At 38.8% G+C, this 12,761-nt stretch carries 15 protein-coding genes and 1 pseudogene; 12 read left to right on the top strand and 4 right to left on the bottom strand.

The annotated features are described in order from the left end of the window. Positions 1 to 256 precede the first annotated feature (256 nt). Both ACWJJ4_RS15325 and ACWJJ4_RS15320 read right to left on the bottom strand, forming a co-directional pair. The gene (locus tag ACWJJ4_RS15325; RefSeq protein WP_003154037.1) at positions 257 to 355 is read right to left on the bottom strand and encodes a YjcZ family sporulation protein; all 99 of its coding nucleotides are present in this window, start codon (positions 353 to 355) and stop codon (positions 257 to 259) included. 502 nt (positions 356 to 857) lie between these two features. Beyond that, positions 858 to 1,280 (bottom strand): hypothetical protein, encoded by a 423-nt coding sequence (locus ACWJJ4_RS15320; RefSeq protein WP_003154036.1) that lies wholly within the window; start codon positions 1,278 to 1,280, stop codon positions 858 to 860. Between the two features lie 115 nt (positions 1,281 to 1,395). Here ACWJJ4_RS15320 and ACWJJ4_RS15315 point away from each other — a divergent pair. The 4 genes and pseudogenes from ACWJJ4_RS15315 to ACWJJ4_RS15300 all read left to right on the top strand — a co-directional run. Next, positions 1,396 to 1,546, top strand: a pseudogene (locus ACWJJ4_RS15315) (class 1b ribonucleoside-diphosphate reductase subunit beta); the annotation flags it as partial. 216 nt (positions 1,547 to 1,762) lie between these two features. Then, entirely contained in the window at positions 1,763 to 1,948 is a 186-nt protein-coding gene (locus tag ACWJJ4_RS15310; protein ID WP_058906042.1) for a hypothetical protein, read from the top strand. Positions 1,949 to 2,526: 578 nt separating this feature from the next. Continuing rightward, the gene (locus ACWJJ4_RS15305) at positions 2,527 to 3,441 is read left to right on the top strand and encodes a helix-turn-helix transcriptional regulator (protein ID WP_454021784.1); all 915 of its coding nucleotides are present in this window, start codon (positions 2,527 to 2,529) and stop codon (positions 3,439 to 3,441) included. Positions 3,442 to 3,504: 63 nt separating this feature from the next. Next, positions 3,505 to 4,005 (top strand): DinB family protein, encoded by a 501-nt coding sequence (locus ACWJJ4_RS15300; RefSeq protein WP_014305055.1) that lies wholly within the window; start codon positions 3,505 to 3,507, stop codon positions 4,003 to 4,005. Between the two features lie 150 nt (positions 4,006 to 4,155). Here ACWJJ4_RS15300 and adhP read toward each other — a convergent pair whose 3' ends face one another. Further along, positions 4,156 to 5,172 carry an alcohol dehydrogenase AdhP gene (gene adhP / locus ACWJJ4_RS15295; RefSeq protein WP_454021783.1) on the bottom strand — a complete coding sequence of 339 codons (1,017 nt, stop codon included), beginning with the start codon at positions 5,170 to 5,172 and terminating at the stop codon, positions 4,156 to 4,158. A 601-nt stretch (positions 5,173 to 5,773) separates the two neighbouring features. Between adhP and ACWJJ4_RS15290 the strand changes: the two genes are divergently transcribed. The 8 genes from ACWJJ4_RS15290 (at position 5,774) to ACWJJ4_RS15255 (ending at position 12,340) form a co-directional block, all read left to right on the top strand. Beyond that, complete coding sequence (locus ACWJJ4_RS15290) at positions 5,774 to 6,238, top strand: hypothetical protein (protein ID WP_015388192.1); 465 nt, start codon at positions 5,774 to 5,776, stop codon at positions 6,236 to 6,238. A 32-nt stretch (positions 6,239 to 6,270) separates the two neighbouring features. Beyond that, positions 6,271 to 6,909, top strand: coding sequence for an HIRAN domain-containing protein (locus ACWJJ4_RS15285; RefSeq protein ID WP_015388191.1), 639 nt, complete (start codon positions 6,271 to 6,273; stop codon positions 6,907 to 6,909). A 51-nt stretch (positions 6,910 to 6,960) separates the two neighbouring features. Beyond that, positions 6,961 to 7,374 carry a UPF0715 family protein gene (locus ACWJJ4_RS15280; protein ID WP_146283493.1) on the top strand — a complete coding sequence of 138 codons (414 nt, stop codon included), beginning with the start codon at positions 6,961 to 6,963 and terminating at the stop codon, positions 7,372 to 7,374. Positions 7,375 to 7,408: 34 nt separating this feature from the next. Further along, positions 7,409 to 8,170 (top strand): GNAT family N-acetyltransferase, encoded by a 762-nt coding sequence (locus tag ACWJJ4_RS15275; protein ID WP_454021782.1) that lies wholly within the window; start codon positions 7,409 to 7,411, stop codon positions 8,168 to 8,170. A gap of 217 nt (positions 8,171 to 8,387) precedes the next feature. Continuing rightward, the gene (locus ACWJJ4_RS15270; RefSeq protein WP_032859485.1) at positions 8,388 to 8,930 is read left to right on the top strand and encodes a GNAT family N-acetyltransferase; all 543 of its coding nucleotides are present in this window, start codon (positions 8,388 to 8,390) and stop codon (positions 8,928 to 8,930) included. 644 nt (positions 8,931 to 9,574) lie between these two features. After that, a complete protein-coding gene (locus ACWJJ4_RS15265) occupies positions 9,575 to 10,207 on the top strand; it encodes a DUF3885 domain-containing protein (protein WP_102422683.1) in 633 nt (210 codons plus the stop codon). Positions 10,208 to 10,432: 225 nt separating this feature from the next. Continuing rightward, entirely contained in the window at positions 10,433 to 11,506 is a 1,074-nt protein-coding gene (locus tag ACWJJ4_RS15260; protein ID WP_102422682.1) for an LLM class flavin-dependent oxidoreductase, read from the top strand. 213 nt (positions 11,507 to 11,719) lie between these two features. Then, the gene (locus ACWJJ4_RS15255; RefSeq protein WP_003154023.1) at positions 11,720 to 12,340 is read left to right on the top strand and encodes a lytic polysaccharide monooxygenase auxiliary activity family 9 protein; all 621 of its coding nucleotides are present in this window, start codon (positions 11,720 to 11,722) and stop codon (positions 12,338 to 12,340) included. A gap of 163 nt (positions 12,341 to 12,503) precedes the next feature. Here ACWJJ4_RS15255 and ACWJJ4_RS15250 read toward each other — a convergent pair whose 3' ends face one another. Next, positions 12,504 to 12,602, bottom strand: a complete 99-nt coding sequence (locus tag ACWJJ4_RS15250) for a YjcZ family sporulation protein (RefSeq protein ID WP_003154022.1) — start codon at positions 12,600 to 12,602, stop codon at positions 12,504 to 12,506. Positions 12,603 to 12,761 lie beyond the last annotated feature (159 nt).

Below are 12,761 nucleotides of genomic sequence, written 5' to 3'. Positions count from 1 at the left end.
CCTTAGTTTTTTAACAACTATTTAGGGGTTTTGTTCATGAACAAGTCTTTATTCCGAATTGGATTCGCCTTATTCTTCATAGCGGCAATATTGGCGCAGGCAGGGGAGGAAACTCTCCCGCTTACCAGAGTAAAAATAAAAAATGTTTATCTTAGATGATTTTTTTTAAAAGTAAAAACGCCATAAAACTTCTTATGGCGTCTGTCCGAACTAAGGGATGCAATGTTTTGGGAGACGAATATAAATCGTCAATGTGCTAGAAAAGGAATGCAGCACCTACAATGATTAACAAAATGAAAAGCACAACGATCAATACGAAAGAACTTCCACCGTAATTTCCACCGTAGTTCCCCATATTATTGCCACCTCCTGTTGTTAGGATAGTACATAATATGCCGGACGATAAATTTCGACATAGATTTAAGTCTAAATAAGAAAAAATGGATATTAAGCCTAAAATGAAGAGCTTCTAAGAATATGAAATAATGGAAAGAGAGAAATGGATGGGACGGGTTGCTGTTTAAAGAGGAGGGATATGGCTCAACATGCAATAAAACTGTGGATGAAAGTGGTGAGCCATGAAGTTACTTCATCATGCAGAGCCACATACGAAGAGGTACAGGGAAATTATAGTTAACGAAAATATTCATCATTTCCCGGGCAAGCGCAGTATACGACAAATCAAAACAAATCACAAAGGGACGGAAGGTACGATACAAGGAGGCTGCTTGCGGGTTTGTGGTGCAGATAAAGTTTCCGTTTCAAAAAGGTCATATGTTTATTCGACACTTTACGTTTATTCCTGCAGAATGCTTGGAAAAGAAAGTCGGCAAAACTGCCGACTTTCCTAACGGAATTTAGATCTCAACAGATCTAAAGAAACCATCGACACTATCACCGGTGCCGCTATCATATTTCAGGATGTATTCTCCTTTTTGGTTAACGCTGAATTCTTGAATGAACGTTTTCCCCGCATTTAGTGTCGTAGAGGATAAGAGTGTATTCCCATTAGGATAATTAATGGTGAATTTGAAAGATTTGCTGCCGTCATTCGCTACAAAAACTCTGATTTTTCCTGGAGAGCTGCCTTGATAGTTGAATGAAATCTTACCGGTACCGCCAGAAAAAGGCTGACACGCAATATACGGAGCGTCACATGACCAACCGGCAGGTTTCATGACTTTATCTTGATTCGGCAAAGATTTTGCAGAAACATCTGCAGCCCCCATTAGCGGAATTAACCCAAAAGCAAGAGCGCCGGCAATAATTTTCTTTTTCATTCGTATTCCTCCTCTTAATAGTGAATGTGATACAGTTATAAATTTACAATATTTATAAAATAATTCCTTCTTTTTCAAGCTGAGAGAAGAAGAAAAATTTAAAGAGGACAAATAAATGTCACAAATTAACAATCCATGCACTGCAGTAAACTGGTCAATGCATGAAGATGACTTCACTCTAATGTTTTACAATCAATATGAAACGCAGAGATTGCATTGAACGGCGGTCTCCTTATTGGAAGTATCTTGGAGTTAAAGCAGGCGATCGTTAACCCTGTGCGGGAACATCAGCGTATCTGCCAGTTCAGAATAAGGAAGAAGCCTCCTAATTAAGTGAGTATATCATTTAGGCAACGTTGACCGAAGCGGCTGCGGATCAACTGAAACGAAGTATATTCCCAGGCAAGTAGTATTTCTTTAACGTGAAACTTTTATAAAGCATTAACGTATTACTTTATAAAGGTAAATAAGGAGGCTTCTGAATGGGATTAAAAAATTTCTTTAATACTGAGTTAACATGCTCTATCTGCGGAAAAACATTAAAATCAGGGGATGAGATAACAGCTTATCTTACACTTCCAAGTGAGAAGAAGATGCCTGTGGGGAGAATGGACAAAGTGTTAAGCAAACACTCTGATAAGGTCTGCTGTAAAGTGTGCAGTGAGTAGGTTTAGTGTTATGAGGAACCTCTGGCGGGTTTCCTCATAACAAATATCAACCAATTAAATTAGAAAAAAGCGAAATTGTGATGATTAAAGTAGATAAAGAACTGAGGGATACCAAAGGGATCATTTTTCGTTTACTTTGCTTTTTTGAAGGTTTGTTTAGCTCGTGGATCACTGCACCCCATAAAAGCGTGGATGCTAAAATGATAAGACTCATATGTAACAACACTCCCTTGTTTTTAAGAATTTTACCATATTTATCATAAGGATGTCGATAGAACGAACATCTCTATAAAAAGAAGATTTTTATCTAAAATTGTTGAGAGATTCAGTGAACTATTATGTAGATTAAATTGAGCCTCAAATTACTCAGTGAAGAGAACAGGCGTTTTATTGAATATCAGATGAAGCGATAGAAGGGTTTATCAGGGTCACAAAGTATATGGTAATTCGCGTATTATGCGGTTGGGTGGAAAAATTAAGCTTTCTGCGTGGTATCTTGAAGTGACAGGAGGTGAACGGCATAAATGTGTCAGAGTAAAAAGAGCACTTCCAACCCTAATAAGGAAAGGAATTGAGAATTGAAATTAGAACGTTTGTTATCAATCATTTTCAAGCTCTTACATAATGAAATTTTATCTGCTTCCAGTTTAGCTGATGAATTTCAAGTATCAACGCGGACAATTTATAGAGACATCGAAGCGATTTGTGCAGCTGGAATACCAGTCGTTTCATACCAAGGGGCTAACGGCGGTTTTGGGATAATGAGAGGATACAAATTTGATAAAAGTTTAATCGGTTCTCATGATGTATTGAATTTAATTACAGTATTAAGCAGTTTGTCGAGTGTTTTTGAAGATAAAGAAGTTGAACACACGATAGATAGATTAAAATCTCTGGATACAAGCGAAAACAGCGGGACTTTGTATGTTAACTTGGAAAGCCTTAGAACAGAACCGAATTCATTAATCCGGCTGCGAAAAGCTATACAGGAAAAAAAGGCAGTACGCTTTGATTATGTCAGTAATAAAAATGAATTTACATCACGTGAAGTAGAACCTATCCACCTTCATTATAAGTTTCGTAATTGGTATGTATATGGCTTCTGCAGAGAACGTCAAGATGATAGAGAATTTAGAGTATCACGTATGATGAATATAACGCTTACTCAAGAAGAGTTTTTGCGCAGTCACAAAGTGAAAGATGAACCATCTTATTCAGAATCCGACCTAGGAGGGTTTGCGGATGTAGTCATTTGGGTTAATCCTAATTCCATAGCTAAAGTATTAGATCAATTTCAGAACGCTTCAAAAGTCATGAACAGAGATGGAAGTATGACGTTTACAATTTCTGTGTATCGGCCTCAGCATGCCGGATGGCTTAAATCAATTCTTTTGAGATTTGGCAGTGGCGCTAAAATTATAAAACCGCTGGAACTGCAATCAATTTTAATGGATGAAGCCGAAAAAATAATGAAAATTTATAAAGATGTATGACAATCTGCTGTCATATATCTTTTTTTATAATCACAAGTATCAACTTTAAAGGAGAGATGTTAAATGAACCATGCGAAAAATATGTATCAGTATCATGTGTGGGCGAATAAAGCGTTATTAGAAAGAATAAAGGAATTACCAAGTAATGTGCTTTATGAAGAGGTTCACAGTTCATATCCTACAATTGCTCAAACGTTCAGTCACATCTGCGCGGTGGATGTTATGTGGCTGCAAGTGCTTAAAGGAATAGACATGCAGGAAGCATTGGAAGGTTCTGTGGCTTATGCGGAAAGAGCTCATTTATATTCTGCAGATGAATTTGCGGCGTCTTATGAAGAACTGGCTTCACAGTTTGAAGAATGGATGAATAGCCAAACAGATTTAGAACAAAAAATGAACTTAAATAATCCTTGGTTAGGTTACAGAGAAACTGCTTACTCAGAAATTTTATTCCATGTTGCCAATCACGGAACTTATCATCGGGGCAGCATAACAACTATGTTAAGACAGCAGGGCTACGCTTCGGCAATGAATGACCTTGCATTATATTGGTATCAGGGTTAGTTCAGAGAGTACTTGCAAAATGAATAACCGCTGAATGGTCTGTAGAGCTTCTTTTCTGAACTAAATGACAAAGTCTCATTCAGTCTGGGTGGGGCGCAGAGCAAGAATAGAGATCAAAGGCTGCCGTATCATTCCCGGCAGCCTTAATGATTAGGAAGTAAAATCGATAACCATGCGGCCGGTCACTTTGCCTTGCTCCATTTCTTCAAAAATATCATTCACATCTTCAATCGGGCGTTTTGTCACTTTAGGTACAACTTTACCGTCCGCAGCAAATTGAAAAGCTTCCTTCAGGTCTTCTCTGGTACCCACTAATGAACCTACTACCTGAATTCCATCTAACACGAGACGGGGAATATCTAAATCCATTTTGTCCACCGGTAAACCGACGGCGACTATGCGAGCTCCTGCTTTTACAACATCAATCGCTTGATTGAAAGGGGTTTTAGAGACAGCCGTGATGACCACTGCATCAAGCCCTAAATCGTTAGTCACTTCTTTTGCTTTAGCGACGGGGTCTTCGTTTAAACTGTTTACAACCGCATCAGCGCCTAAGCTCTTAGCAAAATTCAATTTTTCATCGCTAATGTCGAAAGCAATTACTTTAGCGTTAAAGACATTTTTTGCATATTGAACAGCCAAGTTGCCTAAACCGCCGACTCCAAATACACCGATCCATTGACCTGGCTTAATTTCACTGACTTTAACGGCTTTATAAGTTGTTACACCTGCACAAGTAATGCTGCTTGCTGCTGCAGGATCCAAATTTTCCGGCACCTTTATTGCATAATCGACCGCTACGATTGCTTCTTCAGCCATTGCGCCGTCAACTGTATAGCCGGCATTTTTTACATCACGGCACAAGGTTTCACGGCCTGTTAAGCAATATTCGCAGCGGCCGCAGCTTTCAAACATCCAGGCAATAGAGACGCGGTCACCTTTTTTCAGGCTTGTTACGCCTTCACCAATCTCAGTCACAATGCCTATTCCCTCATGACCTAAAGTGACGCCAGTAACATCCCCGAAATCAGCATTTTTAACATGCAAGTCAGTATGACATACACCGCAGTATTCCATCTTAACTTTGGCTTCACCATGTCGCAAAGGACGTAATTCTTTTTGTACGATCGCTATACTTTTGTCTTTTGTTGCTACTACAGCTTTCAAATCATACACCCCTTTCAAATATTAGCAGAAAATTTTTACTTATCTTACAATTTAGCATACTGCTCTTATTTTGAAAACCCTTACATTTTTGCAGGCAAGTGTCTCTACAAAAATTGAGGGAGCTATGAAGGGAGGATTCTATGGATGATTTGTCATCCGAATGGTGTTTAAATGGGGGTTTGTCTCCAAATGCACAGAATGCTTTGCTTTTGTGGTCATAATCTTTCTATAGATATTTGACTTGCACTGCAGAGAATTACACTGGCAGGATATGATTTTACCTTTAGTGAAAAGAATTTCACGGGTAATCATTTGAACTTGAGATCGGCTGATAAGGTGATGCAAACAGAAATCATTACTTATTGATCACAAAAGAAGCAGGCTGCGGAGATGTGTGGATTAAAGGCTTTTACGGATTCGAACACGATGAGCCGGATGCAGATTGGTGAGCGATACACAGTCAAGGTATTTCCTTGACCTTTTTTATGGGTATACTGATAATTAAAAGTAATCATAGTATACTAAAGTTACAATAAAAGTAACGAAATACAAACTTTAAGGAGTTGCATAAAATCATTCTTTTAAAGAGAAGGGGATCAGGTTGGATCAGTTAATAAATCCTACGAAACATTCTTTTTATTTTAGGCTAAGTAAACATGACTGTTATAAAGTTAGAACAGGAAAGTGCTCCTTAGATTTAACTGATAAGGAATTTAATGCTTTAGAAGGCGAAGAGCATGAATATGCATTAAAATGCAGAAGATTGGCTGCGCACTACATAAAACCGGACATGCATAAAAAACATTCAGGAATATATGCAAGCGTAAATGCTTGCGGTCATATTTCGTTTAGTGATGGTCAGCACAGGATGTGTATCTGCAAAAGGTCAGGTGTCGATAAATTACTTATTCATTTATCAAACAACGGAGATTATATATGTCATATATGCCAGGACAAAAACAAAAAATTAACAGTTAAAGAAAAATTGAAGCAAAGGTTTTTTAAAAAGGATTCGAATAAACTTGCAAGAGAAAATGATTTTATTGATGATGAGTTTTTTGATTAAACCAATCTTTTATTTCAAATGGAGGGGTACATTTGGGTATACTCAACTTTTTCAAGAACAAAGTTAAAAATGAACAAAATGAGAATAAAAATAATAATATGAACACTGTTGGCGTTAATAACGAAACAGAGATGGTATCGAAAAAAGAAAATTTCCCAATCTTGATTCAAGAGACAGGCTTCTCAAGGAAATATGAAGAAAAGTCTGCATTTTTCGAGTATATAGACTTTAAGGTTGCAGGAACATCACACTATCAAAAAGATATTAAGAAAGCCATCAAGACTGAGGATGAAGACAGCTTTTTCTTCGATGAAAAATATGATGGTATGACAAATAAAGAGATTCTAGAATCAACTTTTGATGAGCCGATATTTATTTATCATAATTCCCTTTTCTCAAATTGTGAATTGCGGTTAGAAGAGAACAACAAGTACGATCCGGAAGCTATAGCTGTCTATGTAAATGATTGCAAAGTAGGACATGTTCCTCGAAAGAATTTTCAAGAAGGCAAAAAATACATTTACGATCAGTTAAAGAGTGGTATAAGGCACCCGATATCAGCAAGTTTGTATGGAGGGAAATATAAAGTTAACCGCGATGATACAAAGATTGAAACAGGAGAAACAGATTATAAAATTGAATGTCAAATAGTGATTAAAACAGACAAATAGACAATAAAACTACGATATTGTAAGTGCGAAGTAAATGAACGGGGCGGTGACTTGAAGCTGAATTCAACAAGATTAAAGAGCTATACCTACACGTTGGCTTTTTCAAGTTTGTCGTATGGTTTGATTTTCGGGCTATATATGTTTGTATACTCGGGTTTTATGCCAATTGCATTGGTTACTGTAGTTATCATTGCTTTTTACGCATTGATTACTTACTTTTTGTTTGCTGTTCCTGTGCAACTATGGCTAAGAAAGAAGCCTAAAAAGTTTAGTTTGGTTCATCTTTTCATTTATACAACAGTCGCTTTTTTTGCTGTGTTCTTGTTCTGGCACATAGATAATCCGCCAATTGATTTCGCAGTTTTCAGAAGTTTCATTTATTACATAATGAGCATTGCTGCTGCGTTCATATATTGGTTCTGGGACTCTATATTTCTGAGAAATTACAATGTTCACCGGAAGTAAAGCTGATGTTCCAAAAGAAAGCGGGTGAGGAAAAATGGAATACATTGAGTTGACTAGGGACAATATTGATGACAATCATATTTGCTGTGCGTTAGGTACGAAACAATATGAGGATGCGGTAAATGAAAAGAAGAGCTGGCTCAAAGATCGGATGAGTGATGGCTTGGTGTTCTACCGCCTAAACGAACGGGCCAAAGTTTTTATTGAATATTTACCTGCAGAAGAAGCGTGGGTCCCGGTAAGCGCACCTAATTTTATGTTTATTAATTGCCTTTGGGTCTCAGGTAAATATAAGAATAACGGACATGCGAAACACTTGTTAGAAAAATGTGTGTCAGATGCAAAATCCCGCGGTATGGATGGGATTTTGCATATAGTGGGGAAGAAAAAACTCCCTTATTTAAGTGATAAGCATTTCTTCGAGCATATGGGATTTGCTGTGCAAGATGAAGCAGAACCCTATTTTCAGTTGATGTCATTGACGTGGAATGAACACGCACATTCTCCTCTATTTAAAAAACAGGTGAAAAGTAATTCCGTTAATGATGAGGGAATCACAATATTTTATACAGTTCAATGCCCATTTGCAGTCGGAGTGTTAAAGGATTTAAAGGAACTGACTGAAAAGAAAGGACTTCATTTTCAGGCCCGGCGAATATCGTCAAAAGATATGGCGCAAAAATCCCCGGCAGTTTGGACGACTTTCAGCGTGTTTTATAATGGGACATTTCTCACTCATGAGATGATGAGCGTAAATAAGTTTGAAAAAATACTCAATAAGCTTTTAAGGGCTTAACTTTGTTTTATTACTATTGCTCGTTTTTATATTCGATACTGAGGGTTTTTCACGAAAATTGTTCAGTACTTTACATTGCGGGCGGCAAATGAATGATTATTGTTTTTGACAAAGATGATAACACCCATCATTATAGTAAAAATAGATTGTGATAAGTTCTTCAACAAACGAAGAAGTTCTTTTCAAAGGTCGATAACAATGAAACAGGAGACTGCAAATGCAAAAAATTGAAACCCATCGCTTAATTTTAAGAAATTTTACCGAAAGAGATGCACAAGGTCTGTTGGAATATTCGGCACATCCGAGAGTGAATTGTTTTCTTGATGACAGAATATCTACGTTAGAAGAAGCTGCCGTAAATGTTCAAAAAAGAAGCCGAGATGACTCTTATATTGCAGTTTGTTTAAAAGACAGTAATGATCTAGTCGGAGAACTATTTTATTTAAAAGAAGAGCCAGATACCTATTCCGTTTGTTGGAATTTCAATGCCCGTTTTGAAGGGGCGGGATACGCAAGTGAAAGTGCGAAGGCTTTCTTTGAGTATCTCTTTATGCAAAAAGAAGCAAGAAGGCTTTATGCATATGTTGAAGATGATAACTGCAGGTCACAAAAACTATGTGAGAGATTAGGAATGCGTAAAGAAGGTTATTTTCTTGAATTTATTTCATTTACTGCCCACGAGGATGGAACACCTAAATATGAAAACACTTACCAATACGCATTGCTAAAGAAAGAATGGTTAAAACAAAAACATAGGTAATAGAATTTGTGGGGAAATAATCTCCCCTTTACCGAAAAAACCCTGCTGAAAGCAGTTTTTTTTAAGTTAAATACTTCATTAGGTTACCTAGTAACGATCAAAAAGATTCAGCTTGAAGGTTGGGAAAAACATGAAAATCATTATAGCAATGTTGTAAAATTAGAGAGAGGATGATTGTGACGGACATTTTGCAGTTTAGCGACAGAAGGTGCGGGAAGTAATTTGAATCAGCAATGTTCAATTCATTTTGATGAATTTAAAGAAGCGATTGATAATCAAAATGTGAAAAGTAGTTCAGAGTCAAGACCCATTTTGCGGTGAGACCGGAAATATTCTCTTCATCTTCTGATGCTGTTCAAAGCTGACACCTCTTGATGCTTATGTATAAGAAAATAATACCATTGAAATATATGTAACATCAATGAATAAGGTTGGAAACGGAGGGGTTCAAAGTTGGTGCGATCTTGTGTAAAAGAAAGGATCAGGATGAATGTGACCAGCATCCACCCTGACCAATGGGGTTCACAGTGTTCTATTTCATTGTATTCCAATCGGAATAATATTACAAGGGTGAAAAAGAAATAAGCGGAATGTTTTCGGCTTCTTCTGTCTCTGGAGCGGGAAACGGAAAGTGAGATGTTTGAATGAAAATAAATGATTATCTGAAGGAAAGGTTTCCGACTTTAAAATTAGTGCCCGGCATTTATCATCAATGGGACGTGGGAATTCATTTTTCTCTCGGCGGCAATATGTATCAATTTAATGAAAGCGGTGCTTTGAATCTTGAGTATTTTCAGCTTGTTCATCATCAAACCGCCGCACTTTTCAATGAGCTGTTTGAACATAGTGATGACATGTTCCTTGTTGCCAACGTATATAAGCATAAAACTCAAGGTAATCACGCGAGAAAATTAAAGGTTTATCAGCCGTTTCTGAAGTGTAAGGATGATTTATATCGGATTCAGGTGAAGACCTGCCCCTGTCCGTTTGAAGAAGATGATGCAGAAGAATATGAAATGCAGCAGTTTTCTTTATTATGTAAACGGAAAGATCTGCGTATTCCCCAATTACTTAAGGCAGCCGTCCACGAAGATTTTCCGCTGAAGCCAAGGTTCGGGGGCTGTTCCGTTGGGTATCCCGATGTTTTCTTTGTGAATATGACAAAAGATATTATTTTCTTTCTGTATGATGACAGAGGGTGTGAAGTCATCGCTCTTGATGCCGGAAGAATACGAAAGCTTTATGATCAATATCACGATTGGATTGAATTGGACTGAAAACGAACACATGAATTCGAATCCGCTTGTGCCGGCTTTGTTCTTGCCTAGTACGGCTGCATGAGTATAATGGGCAGAATTGAAGGGCGCCGGAAACTTTTTTTCCTCTTATACCGGCCTTCTGCATGTTAAGCTTCTGTATTTATTTTGAATGAATTCCTATTTATAAAACGGCTGAATAGAATAACATAAAAGCTTTTTTACACAGTGCAGGAGGAGAGAAATGTGAGGGCTGAACACCGTGATTGTATGGAAATTGGAATTTATTCATTTGCAGAATTATATCCCGATCCTCTGACAGGGAAAACAGTCAGCGCAAAGCAGCGGATAGATGAATTGATAAAGCTGGCGAAACTGGCTGACGACGCAGGGCTTGATGTATTCGGTGTAGGCGAGCATCATCGTCTTGATTATGCGGTATCTTCGCCGCCGACCATCTTATCAGCGATTTCACAGATCACTGAAAATATTAAGCTGACCAGTGCCACGACTGTATTATCCACCGCAGATCCCGTCCGTTTATTTGAGGATTTTGCAACGCTTGATTTGATTTCAGACGGCCGGGCGGAAATCATTGCGGGACGGGGCGCATTTTTAGACTCGTTTCCTCTTTTCGGTTATGACGTAGGCCATTATAAAGAACTGTTTGAAGAACACATTAACCTTTTTTTAAAACTAAATTCCGGGGAAGAATCGGTTACCTGGAAAGGACGTTACCGACCGCCGCTGCGCGAGGCAGAAATTTCTCCTCGGCCTTTTCGCGGAAGCATTCCGCTATGGTTAGGTGTTTCGGGGACTCCGGAAAGCGCAGAACGAGCCGGGCGTGCAGGTGCGGGTTTGGCATTAGCTGTACTGAGCGGTGATCCGATGTCATCTAAGCCGCTTGTTGACAAATACCGAGAAGCGGCTTTTAAAGCCGGTCATCCTCCGGAAAATGTGAAGGTTGCCGTAACCGGACATATGTTCATTTCAAAAACGAATGAACAGGCAATACAAGAATTTTACCCGTATCATTCAAATTACTGGTCTCACGTTCATTCATATCACGGGATCGATGAGCCTTTAACGAAGGAAGATTTTGAGCGGGCGTCCGGAAAAGAAACAGCTTTATTTGTGGGAAGTTCACAGCAGATCATTGAAAAAATCATGCATCAATATGAGTTGTTCGGGCATCAGCGATTTCTCGCGCAAATCGATATAGGAGGTATGCCGTTTAAAAAAGCCGCGGAAAACATCGAACGATTAGCAACGGAAGTAGCACCGGTTATCCGAAAAGAAACCGGCAAATCCAGCGAATGAAGTTCTGAGCAAAAGGGGCGGGCCGTTTTTTGGCAATCGCGGATTCGACAACAGAATCGGCTCGGCTTTTTCTTTATGATTATAAAAAACAAAGGGGAAAGCGCGAACCTCATTGCTTTTTCCTATCAAGAAAAGGAAGGTCATTTCATCCTCTATCGTGAAGTGTATATACCGAAAGGTTTTTATTAACAAAAGAGGGAGGATGATGCAGTAATGAAGGGTTTAGTCAAAGCTGCAGTTTTAACTGTTACTCTTGGGATTGGAGGCGCTTTCTATTCAAGTGATGCATCTGCGCACGGGTATATAAAAGAGCCCGTCAGCAGAGCGTACATGGGAGCTTTAGAGAAACAAACATTGGGCTGGACGGCCGCTGCGCAGAAATATGGCTCCGTCATTGATAATCCTCAGTCTGTAGAAGGGCCGAAAGGATTTCCGGCTGCAGGTCCGCCGGATGGAAGAATTGCGTCTGCAAATGGGGGATCGGGACAAATTGACTTCGGTTTAGACAAGCAGACTGCAGATTATTGGGTAAAACAAAACATCCGCGGCGGTTTTAACACCTTTACTTGGTACTACACGGCTCCTCATGCGACATCAAAGTGGCACTATTATATCACCAAGAAAAACTGGAATCCGAATAAACCTTTGTCAAGAGATGAATTTGAATTAATCGGAACGGTAAACCACGACGGTTCCAAGGCAGATACGAATCTGACTCATAAGATTTTTGTGCCGACTGATCGAAGCGGGTATCATGTCATTTTGGGGGTATGGGACGTTGCGGATACTTCCAATGCCTTCTATAACGTCATCGATGTAAATCTTACACAATAATCTATGAATTACTGATCGGCTGCATGTTGATTCATCGGCCGATCTTTTTAGTTTTAATGTGTGAAGGAAAGGGGAAAAACAGCAGAGCGCCATAAACATTTCATTTATGGCGCCGTACGATCATGGAGGTGCTGCTGACATGGATGCGGAGGTAAGAGGATTCTTAATAACCGCCGAGGAAAGAAGCCCCAACGATGATTAATAAAATGAATAGCACCACGATTAACGCAAAGGAGCTACCATAACCACCTGAGAATCCCATATAATCTCACCTCCTAAAGAGGATTAATACATACTATGCCGAAATGAAAAGTTTGATAGGGATGCTAGTTTACTTTTTGAAAAAAGGTTTTTTAGTCTATATTTCCTCCACATGGCCATCCGTTAAAATGAGTAAAAGCAGGAATCGTACTGCTTCCTG

It is taken from the genome of Bacillus sp. JK62, from assembly GCF_053663455.1.
The sequence above is the reverse complement of the archived record's forward strand: the minus strand, read 5'-3'. Positions and strand labels throughout refer to the sequence as shown.

Bases quoted from the DNA above. Each gene is read 5' to 3' on its own strand.
- ACWJJ4_RS15310 (WP_058906042.1), top strand. From the start codon at position 1,763: ATGGGATTAAAAAATTTCTTTAATACTGAGTTAACATGCTCTATCTGC.
- ACWJJ4_RS15300 (WP_014305055.1), top strand. From the start codon at position 3,505: ATGAACCATGCGAAAAATATGTATCAGTATCATGTGTGGGCGAATAAA.
- ACWJJ4_RS15270 (WP_032859485.1), top strand. From the start codon at position 8,388: ATGCAAAAAATTGAAACCCATCGCTTAATTTTAAGAAATTTTACCGAA.
- ACWJJ4_RS15265 (WP_102422683.1), top strand. From the start codon at position 9,575: ATGAAAATAAATGATTATCTGAAGGAAAGGTTTCCGACTTTAAAATTA.
- ACWJJ4_RS15320 (WP_003154036.1), bottom strand. From the start codon at position 1,280: ATGAAAAAGAAAATTATTGCCGGCGCTCTTGCTTTTGGGTTAATTCCG.
- ACWJJ4_RS15325 (WP_003154037.1), bottom strand. From the start codon at position 355: ATGGGGAACTACGGTGGAAATTACGGTGGAAGTTCTTTCGTATTGATC.
- ACWJJ4_RS15255 (WP_003154023.1), top strand. From the start codon at position 11,720: ATGAAGGGTTTAGTCAAAGCTGCAGTTTTAACTGTTACTCTTGGGATT.
- ACWJJ4_RS15250 (WP_003154022.1), bottom strand. From the start codon at position 12,602: ATGGGATTCTCAGGTGGTTATGGTAGCTCCTTTGCGTTAATCGTGGTG.
- ACWJJ4_RS15275 (WP_454021782.1), top strand. From the start codon at position 7,409: ATGGAATACATTGAGTTGACTAGGGACAATATTGATGACAATCATATT.